The organism is Geodermatophilus sp. SYSU D00779 (assembly GCF_054050595.1).
Map to the genome: position 1 here is coordinate 61371 of NZ_JBJGZQ010000020.1, position 13064 is coordinate 74434.

Annotated in this window: 14 protein-coding genes; 10 read left to right on the forward strand and 4 right to left on the reverse strand. The window is 73.5% G+C overall.

The features are described 5' to 3' along the window. Nucleotides 1-90: 90 nt before the first annotated feature. From ychF to ACI79G_RS16605, 5 genes are all read left to right on the forward strand, one after another. On the forward strand, nucleotides 91-1164 hold the full coding sequence (gene ychF / locus ACI79G_RS16585) for a redox-regulated ATPase YchF (protein WP_456882218.1): 1074 nt from the start codon (nucleotides 91-93) through the stop codon (nucleotides 1162-1164). 380 nt (nucleotides 1165-1544) lie between these two features. Next, a complete protein-coding gene (locus tag ACI79G_RS16590; protein ID WP_456882219.1) occupies nucleotides 1545-1721 on the forward strand; it encodes a hypothetical protein in 177 nt (58 codons plus the stop codon). Next, nucleotides 1718-2392 carry a peptidoglycan-binding domain-containing protein gene (locus tag ACI79G_RS16595; RefSeq protein WP_456882220.1) on the forward strand — a complete coding sequence of 225 codons (675 nt, stop codon included), beginning with the start codon at nucleotides 1718-1720 and terminating at the stop codon, nucleotides 2390-2392. Before ACI79G_RS16590 ends, ACI79G_RS16595 begins: the two co-directional genes overlap by 4 nt. A 180-nt stretch (nucleotides 2393-2572) precedes the next feature. Further along, nucleotides 2573-3406: an alpha/beta fold hydrolase gene (locus ACI79G_RS16600; RefSeq protein WP_456882221.1), complete on the forward strand. Its 834-nt coding sequence runs from the start codon at nucleotides 2573-2575 to the stop codon at nucleotides 3404-3406. Nucleotides 3407-3620: 214 nt separating this feature from the next. Next, a complete protein-coding gene (locus ACI79G_RS16605; RefSeq protein ID WP_456882222.1) occupies nucleotides 3621-5138 on the forward strand; it encodes a flavin-containing monooxygenase in 1518 nt (505 codons plus the stop codon). 102 nt (nucleotides 5139-5240) lie between these two features. Here the strand turns inward: ACI79G_RS16605 and ACI79G_RS16610 are convergent, their stop codons facing one another. After that, nucleotides 5241-6737 (reverse strand): hypothetical protein, encoded by a 1497-nt coding sequence (locus tag ACI79G_RS16610; protein ID WP_456882223.1) that lies wholly within the window; start codon nucleotides 6735-6737, stop codon nucleotides 5241-5243. 258 nt (nucleotides 6738-6995) lie between these two features. Next, nucleotides 6996-7301, reverse strand: a complete 306-nt coding sequence (locus ACI79G_RS16615; protein ID WP_456882224.1) for a hypothetical protein — start codon at nucleotides 7299-7301, stop codon at nucleotides 6996-6998. A 150-nt stretch (nucleotides 7302-7451) separates the two neighbouring features. On the opposite strand from ACI79G_RS16615, the gene ACI79G_RS16620 reads away from it, so the two are divergent. Both ACI79G_RS16620 and ACI79G_RS16625 read left to right on the forward strand, forming a co-directional pair. Beyond that, nucleotides 7452-8270: an SRPBCC family protein gene (locus tag ACI79G_RS16620; protein WP_091215193.1), complete on the forward strand. Its 819-nt coding sequence runs from the start codon at nucleotides 7452-7454 to the stop codon at nucleotides 8268-8270. A 117-nt stretch (nucleotides 8271-8387) separates the two neighbouring features. Continuing rightward, nucleotides 8388-9365 carry a patatin-like phospholipase family protein gene (locus ACI79G_RS16625; RefSeq protein WP_456882252.1) on the forward strand — a complete coding sequence of 326 codons (978 nt, stop codon included), beginning with the start codon at nucleotides 8388-8390 and terminating at the stop codon, nucleotides 9363-9365. A gap of 75 nt (nucleotides 9366-9440) precedes the next feature. On the opposite strand, the gene ACI79G_RS16630 is transcribed toward ACI79G_RS16625, so the two are convergent. Next, entirely contained in the window at nucleotides 9441-10139 is a 699-nt protein-coding gene (locus ACI79G_RS16630) for a class I SAM-dependent methyltransferase (RefSeq protein ID WP_456882225.1), read from the reverse strand. A 148-nt stretch (nucleotides 10140-10287) separates the two neighbouring features. Between ACI79G_RS16630 and ACI79G_RS16635 the strand changes: the two genes are divergently transcribed. The 3 genes from ACI79G_RS16635 to ACI79G_RS16645 all read left to right on the forward strand — a co-directional run bounded on the left by ACI79G_RS16635 (nucleotide 10288) and on the right by ACI79G_RS16645 (nucleotide 12474). Further along, nucleotides 10288-11319, forward strand: coding sequence for an aldo/keto reductase (locus ACI79G_RS16635; RefSeq protein ID WP_456882226.1), 1032 nt, complete (start codon nucleotides 10288-10290; stop codon nucleotides 11317-11319). 127 nt (nucleotides 11320-11446) lie between these two features. Next, on the forward strand, nucleotides 11447-11761 hold the full coding sequence (locus tag ACI79G_RS16640) for a PspC domain-containing protein (protein ID WP_456882227.1): 315 nt from the start codon (nucleotides 11447-11449) through the stop codon (nucleotides 11759-11761). Nucleotides 11762-11850: 89 nt separating this feature from the next. Then, the gene (locus ACI79G_RS16645; RefSeq protein ID WP_456882228.1) at nucleotides 11851-12474 is read left to right on the forward strand and encodes a hypothetical protein; all 624 of its coding nucleotides are present in this window, start codon (nucleotides 11851-11853) and stop codon (nucleotides 12472-12474) included. Here the strand turns inward: ACI79G_RS16645 and ACI79G_RS16650 are convergent. Continuing rightward, nucleotides 12471-12719 carry an ANTAR domain-containing protein gene (locus ACI79G_RS16650; RefSeq protein WP_456882229.1) on the reverse strand — a complete coding sequence of 83 codons (249 nt, stop codon included), beginning with the start codon at nucleotides 12717-12719 and terminating at the stop codon, nucleotides 12471-12473. The genes ACI79G_RS16645 and ACI79G_RS16650 overlap by 4 nt on opposite strands. Nucleotides 12720-13064: the final 345 nt, after the last annotated feature.

Sequence of the window (13064 nt, forward strand, 5' to 3'; positions counted from 1 at the left end):
GGCTGGGCCCTGCCCGAGCGAGCGTGCGAGCTCGGCGACGAGCACAGCAGTCCGACGAACGCGGACGACGAGCGAAGCGAGGAAGTGCGCGTGAGTCTCACCATCGGCATCGTCGGGCTGCCCAACGTCGGCAAGTCCACGCTGTTCAACGCGTTGACCAAGAACGACGTCCTGGCGGCGAACTACCCGTTCGCCACGATCGAGCCGAACGTCGGCGTGGTCGGGGTGCCGGACCCGCGCCTGGACAGGCTCGCCGAGCTGTTCTCGTCGCAGAAGACGATCCCCGCGACGGTGTCCTTCGTCGACATCGCCGGCATCGTGCGCGGCGCCAGCGAGGGGCAGGGGCTGGGCAACAAGTTCCTGGCCAACATCCGCGAGAGCGACGCGATCTGCCAGGTGATCCGGGTCTTCACCGACCCCGACGTCGTGCACGTCGAGGGCAAGGTCAGCCCGGCCGACGACATCGAGACGATCAACACCGAGCTCGTGCTCGCCGACATGCAGACGCTGGAGAAGGCCATCCCGCGGCTGGAGAAGGAGGCCCGCAGGGACAAGGACCGGGCCGCCCTGCTCGACGCCGCCCGGGCCGCGCAGACCGTGCTGGACGAGGGGAAGACGCTGTTCTCCTCCGGCGTCGACCCCGAGCCGCTGCGCGAGCTGACGCTGCTGACGACCAAGCCGTTCCTCTACGTCTTCAACGTCGACGAGGAGGAGCTGGCCAACGAGGAGCTCATCTCCGAGCTGCGTGCCCTGGTGGCCCCGGCCGAGGCGATCCTCATGGACGCCAAGATCGAGGCCGAGCTCGCCGAGCTGCCCGAGGACGAGGCCGCCGAGCTGCTCGCCGGCATCGGCCAGGAGGAGCCCGGCCTGCACCAGCTGGCCCGCATCGGCTTCGCCACCCTCGGCCTGCAGACCTACCTGACCGCCGGCCCCAAGGAGGCCCGCGCCTGGACCATCCCGGTCGGCGCGACCGCCCCGCAGGCCGCCGGGGTCATCCACACCGACTTCCAGCGCGGCTTCATCAAGGCCGAGATCGTCTCCTACGACCAGCTGGTCGAGGCCGGCTCGATGCAGGAGGCCCGCGCCCGCGGCTGGGTGCGCATGGAGGGCAAGGACTACGTCATGCAGGACGGCGACGTCGTGGAGTTCCGCTTCAACGTGTAGCTCCCGCTGTGCGTGACGGCCCGCGGCCGGCCGTGCCTGCTGCACCCACGGGCAGCCGTCCAGCTCCGTTCCACGGGGACCGGAGCGCCGGGCGTGTGGTGCCGCTGCGGCCGGGCGGACCGACGTGGAGGGGTGCTCGGCGAGTCGTCCTCCGGTAGGAGAGTCGCCGAGTCGGCGGGGAGCGCGATGCGGACGCCCCGTGTCTGCCGCGCCGTCGCCCGGCGCGCCGGGGCCGGCGCGGCGGCGCCCGGCTCTGGTCGACGTCCGGGCGGGGCGGGCAGAGTGAGCGCCGCGGATGCGGAACGGCCCGTCCTCGGTTAACGACGCTGTCGGGAGGGCCGCGCCACGAACCCGTCCCGACGAGGCGGAGGAGGTGCTCGGTGTCGGATCCCGGCCCCGGCTCGCCGAACGAGCTCGACGTCGACCCGGAGGTGGCGCTCGGACCCGGCGAGGAGGGCGCCGAGCTCCTCCCCGAGCCGATCGTGGACCCGGAGCACCCGGACTACGTCGAGCCGGCGCCGTACGCGGTGCCCGCACCGGAGGACGCCGGCCGGTGACCATCCAGATCGGGGGGTACCAGGGGGCGCGCAGCTGCACCGGAGGCCCCACCCCGGGCGCGCGGAACCTGATGTCGTGGTGGCTCGGCGCCTACGGGAACCGAGGAGCGAGGAACCTCGGCATCTACAACTGCCGTCCGGTGAGCGGCGGGTCCGTGCTGAGCGTGCATGCCGAGGGCCGGGCCGCTGACCTGGGGACCCCGGTCGGGAACACCTGGTCCTGGGGGGTGATGGACACCCTCCGCCTCAACTCGTACGAACTCGGTCTGCAGTGCATCATCCACAACCGGAGCATCTGGTCGTCGATCGCTCCGGACTGGCGCCCGTACTCCGGGTCCTCGCCGCACCTCGATCACGGACACGTCGAGTTGCTGTGGTGGGCCGCGAACGGCGGGCTGACCGTGGACCTGCTCAACCAGGTCATGGGAGGCGGCACACCACCGCCTCCACCCCCACCCCCCATGCCGGTGCTGCGGCTGGGGAGCCAGGGGGACGCGGTGCGGAGGCTCCAGGAGACGCTCAACCGCTGGTATCCGAGCCTCCCGCCACTCGTGGTCGACGGTGACTTCGGCCCGAGGACGGACGCTCGGGTGCGGTACTTCCAACAACGCGCCGGGTTGGTGGCCGATGGCATCGTCGGTCCTGCGACCTGGCGGGCCCTCGGGTTCTAGGTCGTCCTGGGACGGTCCGGCGCGAGGGATCGACCCCGCCCAGCCGCGGGGCTGCCGGTGATCGATGCCGTGCGGCTCGCTGCGCCCGCCCGCCACCACGCGTGCCCTTCCGGACCGCTCGCCCCTGTGGTGTGCTCACCCCCCTTTCCTTCCCCGCCACGGACCAGCGACGGAGACGCCGTGACCACTCCCACCACGCACCCACAACGGACCGTCCAGGTCGGCGACATCTCCGTCGCGGTCCAGGAGTACGGCGAGGGCGAACCGCTGCTGATCGTGAACGGGACGACCCAGTCACTGGGCTTCTGGGCCGAGAGCGCGCCGGTCCTGGCCGGCCGCCACCGCGTGGTCACCTACGACCTGCGCGGCATGGGCGGGTCGGAGCGAGGGGCGGGGGAGATCAGCGTCGCTTCGCTGGCGGCGGACGCCCGGGGGCTGCTCGAGGCACTCGACATCGAGCGAGCACACGTCCTGGGGTACTCCCTGGGCAGCGCCATCGCGCAGGAGCTGGCGCTGGCCGCGCCGGAGCGGGTCGCCTCGCTCGTCCTCTACTGCACCTGGGCCCGCACCGACGGCTTCCAGCGCGCGGTCATCACGGGGCTGGCGCACCCGTGGCGCACCGGCGACATCGAGGCCGCGCTCACGGCCCTCGGCATCGCCTTCTCGCCGCAGCTGCTCGACAGCCCGGAGTTCGGCGAGCTCATCGAGCAGCTGCTGCCGCTGTTCCCGAACACCGAGCAGCAGGTCCGGACCACCGTGGAGCAGTGGGACGCCGACCTGCTCCACGACACGCTCGACCGGCTCGGCGGCATCACGGCGCCCACCCTCGTCATCGCCGGCGAGCAGGACCTGCTCACCCCGCCGTGGCACGGCCGGCAGGTGGCCGAGTCGATCCCCGGGGCGCAGCTGCACGTGTTCACCGGCCCGGGCTCCAGCCACGCCCTCGGCGTCGAGCGCGCCGAGGAGTTCCTGCCCCTGGTGCAGGACTTCCTCGCCCAGCACCAGCTGTCCTGACGAGGGACGGAAGAGGCGGATCGCCCCCTCCAGGACGTGCCGGGCCTCGGCCATCCGTGGGCGCGCGCCTCCCGGACCCCGTGGAGGGGCGTCACGACGGGCACGGCCCGTCCACGCCCAGCGAGCCGCCCCACGGATCGCTGCGGTTCCGGAAGCCCTCCGGCCGGACGCTAGTGTGGCCGACGTCACTTCCCAGACCCTGGAGGTCCCACCCATGACGACGACCACGGAACCGGCAACCGTCCAGGAGCCGCGCAGCGACAGCCCCGAGCCCCAGCACGTCGACGTCCTCATCGTCGGGGCGGGGGTCTCCGGGATCGGCGCCGCGCACCACCTCCAGGAACAGTTCCCCGACCGGTCGTTCGTCATCCTGGACGCGCAGGACAACCGCGGCGGCACCTGGTGGACCCACCGGTACCCGGGCGTGCGCTCCGACAGCGACCTGTTCACCTACGGCTACCGGTTCAAGCCCTGGCGTGGGCCGTCGATCGCCGCGGGGGAGGAGATCCTCAACTACCTCGACGAGGTCATCGAGGAGGACGACCTCGGCCGGCACATCCGCTACCACCACCGCGTCACCGCGGCCAGCTGGTCGACCGAGGACCGCCGGTGGACCGTGGACGTCACCCGCGGCGACACCGGCGAACAGCTGCAGTTCACGACCGACTGGCTGTGGATGTGCCAGGGCTACTACAACCACGACAAGCCCTACCAGCCGCAGTGGGAGGGCCTGGACCGGTTCCAGGGCCTGGTCGTCCACCCCCAGCAGTGGCCCCAGGACCTCGACCTCACCGGCAAGCGCGTCGTCGTCATCGGCTCCGGGTCCACGGCCGCCACGCTGATCCCGGCGATCGCGCAGGAGGCGGAGCACGTGACGATGCTGCAGCGCTCGCCCTCCTACTTCCTGGCCCCGCCCCTGACGCACGAGCTGGCCGTGACGCTGCGCCAGCTGGACGTCCCCGAGGACTGGACGCACGAGATCCTCCGCCGTGCCTACGCCGCCCAGTTCAACGAGCTGGCGCGGATGTCGCTCGAGGCGCCCGACGAGTTGCACACCTTCCTCATGGACTCCCTGAAGCCACAGCTGCCCGAGGGCTTCGACATCGAGAAGCACTTCACCCCCCGCTACCGCCCGTGGCAGCAGCGCATCGCGATCGTCCCGGAGGGCGACCTGTTCGCGGCACTGCGCGAGGGGAAGGCCTCGATCGTCACCGACACCATCGACACGTTCACCGAGAAGGGGATCCGGGTCAGCTCCGGCGAGGAGCTCGAGGCCGACGTCGTCGTCAGTGCCACCGGGTTCAACCTGTCCGCCTTCGGCGACGTCTCCTTCACCGTGGACGGCGAACCGGTCGAGTTCCCCGAACGGGTCACCTGGCGCGGCATCATGATCAGCGGCATCCCGAACATGGCCTACGTGTTCGGCTACTTCCGGCACAGCTGGACGCTGCGCGCCGACCTCGTCAGCGACCTGGTCTGCCGGCTGTTCGGGACCATGGAGGCGAAGGGCGCGACCATGGTCGTCCCGACCCTGCGGCCGGAGGACGCCGACATGCAGATCCGGCCGTGGTCGGACCCGGAGAACTTCAACGCCGGGTACGTCGTGCGCTCGCAGCACGTGCTGTTCAAGCAGGGCGACCGGGAGCCATGGACCCACATGCTGGAGCACGCGGACGAGGCGGAGCTGCTGCCCAAGGCCGACCTCGAGGACGGGACGCTCGTCTACGGCTGAGCCCGGCTGTCGCAGGGGTGGGCGGCTGGAGGACGCCCGCCCACCCCTGCTGGTCCGACGCAGCAGCCGGCACCCGCAGTGGCCGGTACGGCTACGCCGAGGTCACGGCCGACCGGTGGGGTCGTCGTCCGACTTGGCGGGCGGGATCAGCGGGTCCGGCACGGGAGCGCCCGTCCCGACGGGGCCGCCCGTGCCGGACACCGGGGGCGGCGTCACGACGACGTCGACCTCCTCGACGACGAGCGCCTCGACGTCGACCGTGTCGGCGCCGGTGTCCTGGCGACCCGACCCGCGCCCGGACAGCTTGTCGATGCTGCCCTGCAGGGGAGCCGGCGCGGCGGCCCTGACCTGCTCCACGGCCTGCTGGACCTCCGGCCGTTCCATGACGCCGGCCGCGGCCTGCTTGATCTGCTCGTACCGGGCCCGCCCGGCGCGCGCGCCGAGCACGTACCCGACACCGAAGCCGAGCCCCAACGACAACCTGCCCATGACTCTCCTCCAGCCCTTCTCCAGTCGTTCTCCGGTCTCGGCGATCGCCTCGGGTGCCGCCTCGACTGCCGCGCCCACGGTGAGCACGGCGTGCAGGACGGTCGTCGCGGCACGACCGATGCCGCCGGTCACCCGCGGCACGGCTGCCGCGACCGCCAGGGTGGCTGCATCAGTCGCCCGCAGGGCCGAGTCCGTCCTGGCGCGGGCGGCCTGCCAGGCCGCCCGTCCCGTCGCTGTGAGCAGCGGCGCGAGCCGGGTCGCAGCCGCGTCGGTGTAGGTCCTGGCCGCCGTCGACGCCTCGCGGGCGCGCTGGGCGGCGTCGACGGCCGCCCGGCCGACCACCTGAGCACCTGCGGCGGCGCCGTGCTGCGCCAGGCGGCTCGAGGCCTCCAGTGCGGGTCCGGCCGCCGCTGCGACCTGCACGGCCCGGGCGCGGACGGCGGATGTGCCGGCGAGGGCACGCTGCGCGGCCGACCTGGGCGGGGGAGTGCGGCGTCGCAGCAGGCGCACCGACCCGAGGGACGAGCCCCGGCGCAGGCGTGCCGCCGCGACGACGGCTGCTGCCAGGCCCGCGAGCAGGGCCACGGCGGCCGCCACCCCGCGACCGCGCCGCGCGTCGCCGCTCGCGGCCAGCTGGCCGACGGCCGTGTCCGGTGTGGCCTCGACCGGGGCGGACTCGGTGGGCGCGGACTCGGTCGGCTCCGGCACGGCCGGCTCGGACACGCCGGCCTCGGCGGTCGGCGCGGCCTCGGTCGGTTCGGGCTCGGCAGCCGGCAGGAGGCTGTCCGAGGTGGCCGTCGAGTACTCGATCCCGTAGTGGCGGTAGAGCTCCGACTCCTGGTCCTGGGACAGCTCACGCGCGGGACCGAAGCGTGGCGCGCCGTCGGCGTCGGCCCGGGTGACCGTGACCTGGACCCGGCCACCGCTGTCGGTCGCGTCGAGGAGCGGGACCACGACCGTCACCTCGTCGCGTTCGGCGTACATCCACTCCGGCAGCCCGGTGGCCTCGTCGGCCAGCAGGGCGGCGCAGACCCCGATCTCGGCGCCGTCGCGGTCGAGCACCGTCCGGCCGATCCAGTCCCTCGCCGCGTCCCGATCCGGCAGTGTCATGGTTGCGTCCTGTCGTCAGCGACCAGGCCGCCACGTCGACGGCCGTCGCCCGCAGCTACCCAGCAGGTGGCGCGGCAATCCGCCCTCGTCGGTCGGACAGGGCCGACACGGCTCGACGGTGTGCGCGGATGTGCAGCCCACGGGCTCAGGAACTGCGCACCCGCGCACACCGGTGCCGAGGGGTCGGCGAGACGGGCCGGGTGGCCCTCCCGAGCCTGCGTCCGCCGACGAGACGTCCCCGCGGGGACGTGAGCCGGCTCAGGCGGCCAGCGGGTGGTGGTGGCAGCGGCCGCCGGCGGTGGCACGGGCGGCGCACGGCGCACCGGCCCTGGTGCGGCCGCCGCTCTCACCGCAGCGGGCCGGACCGGCGACGGCCGGCGCCGCCGGCTGCTCGACCACGGGGCGGGGGAAGGGCAGGACGACGGCGTCGTGCTCCTCGGCCGGAGCGGCCGGGAGGGCAGTGGCGGCAGGGGTCGGGCGGGCGGCCCGGCGGTGCAGGACCGTGGCGGCGGTCGTGCCGGCGAGGAAGGCGGCGAGGGCGGTGGCGACGTGGCTGGCGCGCATGCCCGCCTCATCGGCGGACGACGTGCCCGGCGCGAACCCGCACGTCACAGCTGCCTCGCCCGTCGCAGCACGCCCAGCGGTGACGTGCATCACCTGTCGCACCCCGGGGTAGCGGGGTGTTCCGTTGCCCGCGACGAGGGAGGACCAGCCATGACGACCAAGGTCGAGAGGTCGATCCAGGTCGACGTACCGGTGAACCAGGCCTACAACCAGTGGACCCAGTTCGAGGACTTCCCGCACTTCATGGGCGGGGTCAAGGAGGTCCGCCAGCTCGACGACCGGCGCCTGCACTGGGTCGCCGAGATCGCCGGCGTCCGTCGCGAGTGGGACGCCTCGGTCCTCGAGCAGGAACCGGACCGCAAGGTCGCCTGGGCCGCGACCAGCGGGGCCACCAACGCCGGGGCGGTCCGCTTCGAGGCCGCCGGCCCGAGCTCGACGATCGTGTACCTGACCCTGGAGTACGAGCCCGAGGGTGTCGTGGAGCAGGTCGGCGACAAGCTCGGCATCGTCGAGCGGCAGGTCAACTCCGACCTCGAGAGGTTCAAGAGGCTGATCGAGGACGAGGGCTACGCCACCGGTGCCTGGCGCGGCTCGATCAACGAGGACCTCGACGTCGGCACGCCCGGGGTCGGGGACGCCGTCGGCTCGCACGGTGACAGCGGCAAGGCCGGGGTGTCGGGGAAGGCCGTCGCCGCCGGTGTCGCGGCCGTGGCCGGCGTCGCCGCGGCAGGTGCCGCCGTGGCCGCGTCGCAGGGGAGGGAGCAGGAGCAGCAGCCGGAGGCGGGCGTGCGCCAGCCCCAGGAGGTCACCGTCGTCGAGCAGCCACCCCCGGACGTGGTGCGGGACGACGCGCTGACCACGGAGTCGGACCCGGCGGGCTACACCGCGCCGTCCTCCACCGAGGGCGTCGAGAAGGGTGTCCGGGACGGCGGCGACGACCCCATGATCGGTGGCGGCAGCCGCACCTGAGCCGCAGCGGTCGGTGGAGGCGGGCGCGGCACCGCCTCCACCCACCGGCACGGCGACCGGCCCCCACCGCGGAGCCGGTCGCGCACCGGACCGGGGGCCTGGCAGGCTCGCTGCGTGATGCGCGTCGGCGTGGTGCTGGGCGGTGGCGGCGTCGTGGGCCAGGCGTACCACTCGGGCGTGCTGGCCGTGCTCGAGCACGACTTCGGCTTGGACGCCCGCACGGTCGACGTGATCGTCGGGACGTCGGCCGGCTCCATCACCGGCACGCTGCTCCGACTGGGCGTCTCGGCCGAGGACCTCGCCGCCTGGACGGTGAAGGCCCCGCTGTCGGACGAGGACGAGGTCCTCCGTCACGTGGCCGGCACCCCCGTCCCCGACCTCGCGCCCTTCAACCCGCTGCACGTCCTGCGCCGGCCCCTCCGGCTGCCGGGGCGGCACATGGTGCAGCGGGCGCTGACCCGGCCGTGGCGGTTCCGGCCGTTGGCGGCCGGCATGGCCCTCATCGCGCCCGGACGGCACGACATCGCCGAACAACTGGCCGCCCTCCGCGAGCTGGAGGGACCGGGGTGGCCGGACCCCGACCTGTGGATCTGCGCCGTCCGCCGGCGCGACGGGCGCCGGGTCGTGTTCGGTCGCCCGGGTACCCCCGAGGTGCCGGTCCACCTGGCGGTCGCGGCGTCCTGTGCCGTGCCCGGGTACTTCGCCCCGGTCGAGATCGGCGGTCACCAGTACGTCGACGGCGGGGTGCACTCGCCCACCAACGCCGCCGTCCTCCGCGGTCGGGGGCTGGACCTCGTCATCGTCATCTCGCCGATGAGCGGCCCCGCGGGCTGGCTCCCCGACGTCTACGCGGCCTCGCGCCGGCACGCCGCCCGCCTGCTGAAACACGAGGTCAGGGCACTGCAGCGGGCGGGGACCCGGACGGTCGTCTTCGCTCCGGGTGAGGACGAACAGCGCGCCATGGGCAACGACATGATGTCGCGGCACGACCTCAACGGGGTCATCCAGCAGTCCTTCCTCGCCGCCGGCGCGTACGCCGCCCGGCCGGAGGTCGCCGGCCTCCTCAGGGCGGCAGCCGACCCCCGGAGCCGCTGACGACGCCGGCCGGGCGTCGAGACCGACCGGGCGAGCGCCCACGGCCGGCTCGGGTGAGCTCGCGGAGCCGGCGGGTCAGCTGGTCAGCCGGACGAGCACCTGCTCGTGCAGGGAGTTGTAGGCCAGGTACTCGAAGCCGTGACCGGTCCGCTCGATGAACTCCGTGAACGCCTTGTGCTCGTGCTGCTCCCAGCCGGGGAAGTTGAAGTACTCGTCGAAGAGCAGCACCGAGCCCTCGACGAAGCGGTCCTCCGCCTCGCGGAAGATGGTCACCATCGAGCTGTAGAGGTCCGCGTCGATGTGCGCGAAGGCGATCGGACCGGGGTGCGTGGCGAAGAAGCCGGGCAGGGTGTCCTCGAACCAGCCGACGTGCAGGGTGGCTCCGGGGACCGTGGGCGCCACCTGGGCGAAGGCGCCCTTCGTGAAACCGGTCCGCCAGTCCTCGGGCAGGCCCTCGAAGGAGTCGAACCCGTGGGCGGGCGACCGCTTCGCCGCGATGCGGCTCAGGGTGTCGCCCGTGGCGACCCCGAACTCCAGGACCAGGCCCTCCGCCGGGGCCAGGCCGACCGCGGCCTCGAGGAGCTCGATCTTCGCGTCGTAGGCGGAAGCGCCGGTGAACGAGTGGGCGCGCGGCATGTGCTGCTCGACGAAGGCCGCGGTGCTGCGCAGCGCTGCCCGCTGCCGCTCGTCATCGATGTCGTGCAGGGACCGTCCGTAGAGCCCGGCCACCTGCTGGCCGAACAGCTGGATCAGTTGGTCCACCGTCAGCTCCATGCCCGGACCGTATGCGGAACCGCGTCGGTCACCCGGGACGCGGGGATCGGTCCCGGTCCGCGTGAGGCGAGCGGGGCGGGACTGACGGGAGTGCCCGGCCGGTGAGTGGGGCACCGTGCTCCCAGACCCCGACGAACAGGAGCACCTCGTGGAGTACCGCACCCTCGGCCGCAGCGGCTGCGCGGTCTCGACCCTCGCCCTGGGCACGATGACGTTCGGCGCCGAGACCGACGAGGCGGGTGCGCACGAGCAGCTCGACCTCTTCGTCGAGGCCGGCGGCACGCTGGTCGACCTCGCCGACGTCTACTCCGCCGGCGCGGCCGAGGAGATCACCGGGCGCTGGCTGGCCTCCCGCCCGGCCGACGTCCGCGACCGCGTCGTCCTCGCCACCAAGGGCCGCTTCCCGATGGGCGAGGACCCCAACGCCCTCGGCACCTCCCGCCGCCACCTGCGGCGCGCCCTCGACGACTCCCTGCGCCGGCTCGGCGTCGACCACGTCGACCTCTACCAGGTGCACGCCTGGGACCCGCTGACCCCGCTCGAGGAGACCCTGCGCTTCCTCGACGACGCCGTCTCCGCGGGCAAGATCGGCTACCCGGGCCTGTCGAACTTCACCGCCTGGCAGGTGCAGAAGGCCGTCGACCTCGCCGAGCACCAGCACCTCGCCGTCCCGGTCACCCTGCAGCCGAGCTACAGCCTGCTCGTCCGGGACATCGAGTTCGAGATCGTCCCCGCCTGCCTGCACAACGGCCTGGGCATGCTGCCGTGGGGTCCGCTCGGCGGCGGCTGGCTGTCGGGCAAGTACACCCGCGACCAGCGCCCCGAGGGCGCGACCCGGCTGGGGGAGGACCCCGACCGCGGCATGGAGGCCTACGACCGGGTCGGCTCCCGGCAGCGCACCTGGGACGTGCTGGAGGTCGTGCAGGACGTCGCGGAGGCGCACGGCGTCTCGATGCCGCAGGTCGCGCTAGCCTGGCTGGTCGACCGGCCCGCCGTCACCTCGGTCATCCTCGGCGCCCGCACCACCGAACAGCTGCGCGACGACCTCGGCGTCGTCGACGTGGCGCTGGAGCCCGAGGACGTCGCCCGGCTGGACGCCGTCAGCGACCCCGGCCGCGCCGACTACCCGTACGGGGACGTCGGCGCCGAGCAGCGCAGCCGCACGCCCGCCGGCTCCTGACCCGCGCCCAGGGGCTCGGTCCCGGGACCCGGAGCCCGTACCGGGGACCACCCCGACTGCCGGAACCGGGGAGCGATCCGGGCCTTCCCGGGTTCCGGCGCCGTCCGGGCGGGGCCAGGCTCGTGCCATGACCACGTCCTCTCCGCTCCCCGCGTCCACCCGACCCGAACTGCGCCGCAGCGGCACCGACCGCTGGCTCGGCGGCGTCTGCGGCGGTCTCGCCGAGTACAGCGGCATCGACGCCGTGCTCTGGCGGGTCGGCATGGTCGGCCTCACCGTGGCCGGCGTCGGCGTCGTCGTCTACCTGCTGCTGTGGGTGCTGGTGCCGTCGGCGCCGCTGCCCCCCGATCGCCGTCCCTCGGTGCTCGACGGGCTCGCCGAGCGACTGCACAGCGCCCTCGTCGGCACCCGGTCGGGCCCCGCGCCGACCGACCACGCCTGAGGCCCCGCACCGTCGACCAGCGCGGACGGCCTCCGATGGGACACGATGACGCCCGACCACCGACAACCGACCCGTACGGGAGACCCGACGTGACCGTTCCGCCCGGACCGCAGCAGCCGCCCGCCCCGATGGTCGTGCCGGCCTTCTTCGTGCGGCAGCGGATCACGCTGATGGTCAACCGCTACGAGGTCGTCGGGATGAACCCCGACGGCTCCGAGGGACCGCTGCTCGCGTTCGCGGAGCAGAAGCGGATGAAGCTCAAGGAGGAGGTCGTCTTCTACGCCGACACCGCCAAGAGCCGCGCGGTCTTCCGCTTCAAGGCGCGGCAGCGGCTCGACGTCGCCGCCGAGCACGACGTCTTCGACGAGTACGGCACCCCGCTCGGGTACTTCCGCAAGCAGTTCGGCGCCAGCCTGCTGCGCTCCACCTGGGACCTGTCGACCCCCACGCTCAACGCCGTCGGCCGGGAGCGCCGGCAGTCGATCGCCATCCTGCGCCGGGTCTGGGACGTCATCCCCTACCTCGGCGAGGTCTGGGTGCCGTTCGTCTTCCACTTCGACTTCGTCGACACCGCGACCGGCGCCCCGGTGATGACCAGCGAGCGGCAGAAGGCCATCCGCGACCGCTACACCGTCACCGTGCCCGACCCGCGGCTGGACTTCCGCGTCGCGGCGTCCATGGCCGTCGCGCTCGACGCGCTGCAGAGCCGCTAGTCCAGCGCGCCCTTGTAGATGACGTCCTCGGCCACCAGGCGCAGCTTCACGTTGCGCTGGTTGCTCACCTGACGCAGGCAGTCGAACGCGGCGTCGTCGGTGAGCTGCCGGGTGACCATGAGGATGCCGATGGCCATGCCGATGCGGCGGTTGCTCTCCAGTGCCGCCTGCAGGTTCTCCGACTGCCGGCCGGCGGTGTCCAGGTTGCGCTGCAGCCGGTCGACCTCGGCGGCGAGGGAACGCATCGCGTCGGCGTGCCGGGTCGCCGTGTCCCGCGGCTCCGCTGCTCCGGACCCCCGCTGTCCCGGCCTGGGTGTGCCGGTCGTCATCGATCCCCCGATGCCAGTCGTCGCTCGTCGGCCTGGTGCCTGGTGCCGGGAGTTCGACGCCTGACTGGACTGCCGGGGAGCATAGCCAGCCGGTTCCGCTGCACCAGGGAGCCCCCGGCACGCGTGCTCGGCGAGCGGGCGCCCGCGACCGTCCGGGCTACGGCAGCACCTCGTCCAGCCAGGCCTCGTACTCGTCCTCGGTCATCGGGCGGGCAGCGGCGAGCGCCTGGTCGAGCAGCGCCCGGGGGACGTCGCGCGGCG

Excerpts from the sequence above, each read along its gene's own strand:
- ACI79G_RS16605 (WP_456882222.1), top strand. The coding sequence starts at position 3,621 with ATGACGACGACCACGGAACCGGCAACCGTCCAGGAGCCGCGCAGCGAC.
- ACI79G_RS16610 (WP_456882223.1), bottom strand. The coding sequence starts at position 6,737 with ATGACACTGCCGGATCGGGACGCGGCGAGGGACTGGATCGGCCGGACG.
- ACI79G_RS16615 (WP_456882224.1), bottom strand. The coding sequence starts at position 7,301 with ATGCGCGCCAGCCACGTCGCCACCGCCCTCGCCGCCTTCCTCGCCGGC.
- ACI79G_RS16620 (WP_091215193.1), top strand. The coding sequence starts at position 7,452 with ATGACGACCAAGGTCGAGAGGTCGATCCAGGTCGACGTACCGGTGAAC.
- ACI79G_RS16625 (WP_456882252.1), top strand. The coding sequence starts at position 8,388 with ATGCGCGTCGGCGTGGTGCTGGGCGGTGGCGGCGTCGTGGGCCAGGCG.
- ACI79G_RS16630 (WP_456882225.1), bottom strand. The coding sequence starts at position 10,139 with ATGGAGCTGACGGTGGACCAACTGATCCAGCTGTTCGGCCAGCAGGTG.
- ACI79G_RS16640 (WP_456882227.1), top strand. The coding sequence starts at position 11,447 with ATGACCACGTCCTCTCCGCTCCCCGCGTCCACCCGACCCGAACTGCGC.
- ACI79G_RS16650 (WP_456882229.1), bottom strand. The coding sequence starts at position 12,719 with ATGCGTTCCCTCGCCGCCGAGGTCGACCGGCTGCAGCGCAACCTGGAC.